Genomic DNA, 2,458 nt, shown 5'->3' on the forward strand with positions numbered 1-2,458 from the left:
CTCGCCACAGTTCTTTTTAGAAAAGCTACAGACGTTTGTACATACACCGTGCGCGGTTCACCGACGTACTTGCCCTTGTTGTTGTCGTCAAACGAGCGGGTGAAGTACTGCGTGTTGAAGATGTTCTTCACCCCCACTGCCACGTTCAGATCCGACAGTTGCGGGCCGAAGTCGTAACCGGCGCGGCTGCTGAACAGCATGTAGCCGGGGATTTTGCCGGTGCTGCCGTCGGCACTTTCCTTGGAGGTGTTGGCGTTGTCGGCGAACTGGTCGCTCTGGAAGCTGCTGTCAAAGTTGAGCTTCCACGGCCCTTCGGTGTAACCGACGCCAATTGTGCCTTTGTGTTTCGAGGAGAACGGTACGCGGTTGCCCTTGTTCGGCCCGTCTTCGCGGATGGTCGCGTCGACATAGGCATAAGTGGCGTACACATCGAAACCGGCCAGTGCCGGGCTCAAGTCATCCAGTGCGTAATTGACGCTGGTCTCGATTCCCTGATGGCGGGTCTCGCCACGGGCGATCACTGAATCATTGGTCTGGTTGCTTTCGTATTGGTTGTCGAAGTTGATCAGAAATGCACCGATCTCCGCGCGCAATGCACCGTTGTCGTAACGGGTGCCGAGTTCCCAGGTGCGAGCCTTCTCCGGTTTCACTTCGCCGCTGCTCACGCGGTTAGGCATCTGGCTGTACTGCACGCTGCCGAACGAGCCTTCGGTGTTGGCGTACAGATTCCAGCTGTCAGTCAGGTGATACAGCACGTTCAGTGCCGGCAGCGCGGTGTTGTAGTCGCCTTGGTATTTGACGTTGGTCAGGTTGTTGGTCTGCTGCGACTCGATCATCTCGTAGCGCACGCCCGGGGTGATGGTCCATTTGCCGATGTCGATGCGATCGTCGACGAACAACGCATTGGCTTCGGTGCCACCGCGGGTGTCGCGGTCGTTGCGGCTGTTAGTGGTCGGGTATTGGTTGCTGCTGATCGGCGTGCGATAGCGCAACTCGTGGCCAGCCTCGTTGATGTAGCGATAACCGACGCCGACTTCATGGCTGGTCGGGCCGAGATCAAAACCTTGGGCGAAGCGCGTTTCGAAACCGCGTACCCAATACTCGCGCGGCGACAGCGAGAGAAAGCTGCCCTGATCCAGATAACCGCTACGCAGGGTTTTGGTGAAGAAGGTGTTGGCGGTGAATTCGCGGCGATCTTCCTGATAGCGATAGCCAAAGTTGAACATCGTCCGGCGACCCCAGAACTGGTCTTTCAATCGCGTCGACTGGTACGGATTGGCATCGTAATCGGCGACGCTCAGGCCACCGGGCATGTCGGCCTTGCCCTCGTAATACTGGGCCATGGCGTTGAAGCTGTTGGCCTCGTCGAGCTGGTATTTGCCCTTGAGGATCAGGTCGTCGATCTCGGTATCGCTGTGTTCACGCCAGTCGCCGCCCCGGGTGCCGGAGTACAGCAGCGCGCCGCCCAGGCCATTGTCATTGGTGCCGCCCGCGAGCAGGTTGGCGCTGGTCTTGAAGCCGTCATGGCTCGACGACGGACTGGTTTCTGTCTGGAGCCCACCCTTGACCGTCGGCTCATCGGGGATGGCGCGGGTCACGAAGTTGACCACACCGCCGACGTTTTGCGGGCCGTAACGCACCGCGCCGCCGCCACGCACCACATCCACCGCGTCCATGTTGCCCATGCTGATCGGCGCAAACGACAACTGTGGCTGGCCGTAAGGGGCGAACGGCACGGGAATGCCGTCCATCAGTACCGTCGAGCGCGCCGCCAGGCGCGGGTTAAGACCGCGAATGCCAAAGTTCAGCGCCATGTCGTGGCTGCCGGTGCCGTTGTTTTCCGGCGCGTTGACCCCGGGGATGCGGTTGAGTACATCGCGCGCCTGGGTCGCGCCTTGGCGTTCGAAGTCTTCACGGCGGATCACGTCGCGGGCGCCCGGATGCTCGAACACGTTGACCTGCGCCGCGTCACCGAGCCAGTCACCGACGACTTTCGAGGCGTCCAGCTCCAGCGCGGTGTCGCCGACCGGTTGCAGGCTGAACGCGTTGTTACCTTCGGCGCGGGCTTGCAGGCCGGTGCCCTCGAGCAATGCATCGAGACCTTGGGCGGCGGTGTAGCTGCCTTCCAGGCCACGGCTTTGCACGCCGCTGGTGATCTGCGAACCGAAGGAGATCAGCACGCCGGCTTCACGACCAAACTGGTTGAGGGCGTTTTCCAGCGACGCCGGGGCGATGTGGTAAACCTTGGTTTCGGCGGCCATGGCTGGCAGAGCGCTGAAGCTCAGGCTGGCGCCCAGTACGAGGTTGCGCAGGTGGCGGGCCAGTGGCGTGAGGCGGGTGGGGTGCATGAAGGGTGATCCTGAGAAGGTTGAATCAAGGGGGCTTTCCTTCTCTGTCACGCCAGATCTGAAAAACGGCTCATTTATTTTCGAGAGCAAAAGATCGCAGCCTTCGGCAG

At 60.8% G+C, this 2,458-nt stretch carries 1 protein-coding gene; it reads right to left on the minus strand.

Annotation, left to right across the window (positions count from 1 at the left end):
• Window positions 1-2,348 (minus strand): TonB-dependent Fe(3+) dicitrate receptor FecA (gene fecA, locus HT737_RS20540; RefSeq protein WP_182403906.1); only part of this gene is annotated, 2,348 nt, incomplete at its 3' end.
• Window positions 2,349-2,458: the final 110 nt, after the last annotated feature.

Source organism: Pseudomonas sp. MD195_PC81_125, assembly GCF_014060985.1.
GTDB lineage: Bacteria > Pseudomonadota > Gammaproteobacteria > Pseudomonadales > Pseudomonadaceae > Aquipseudomonas > Aquipseudomonas parakoreensis.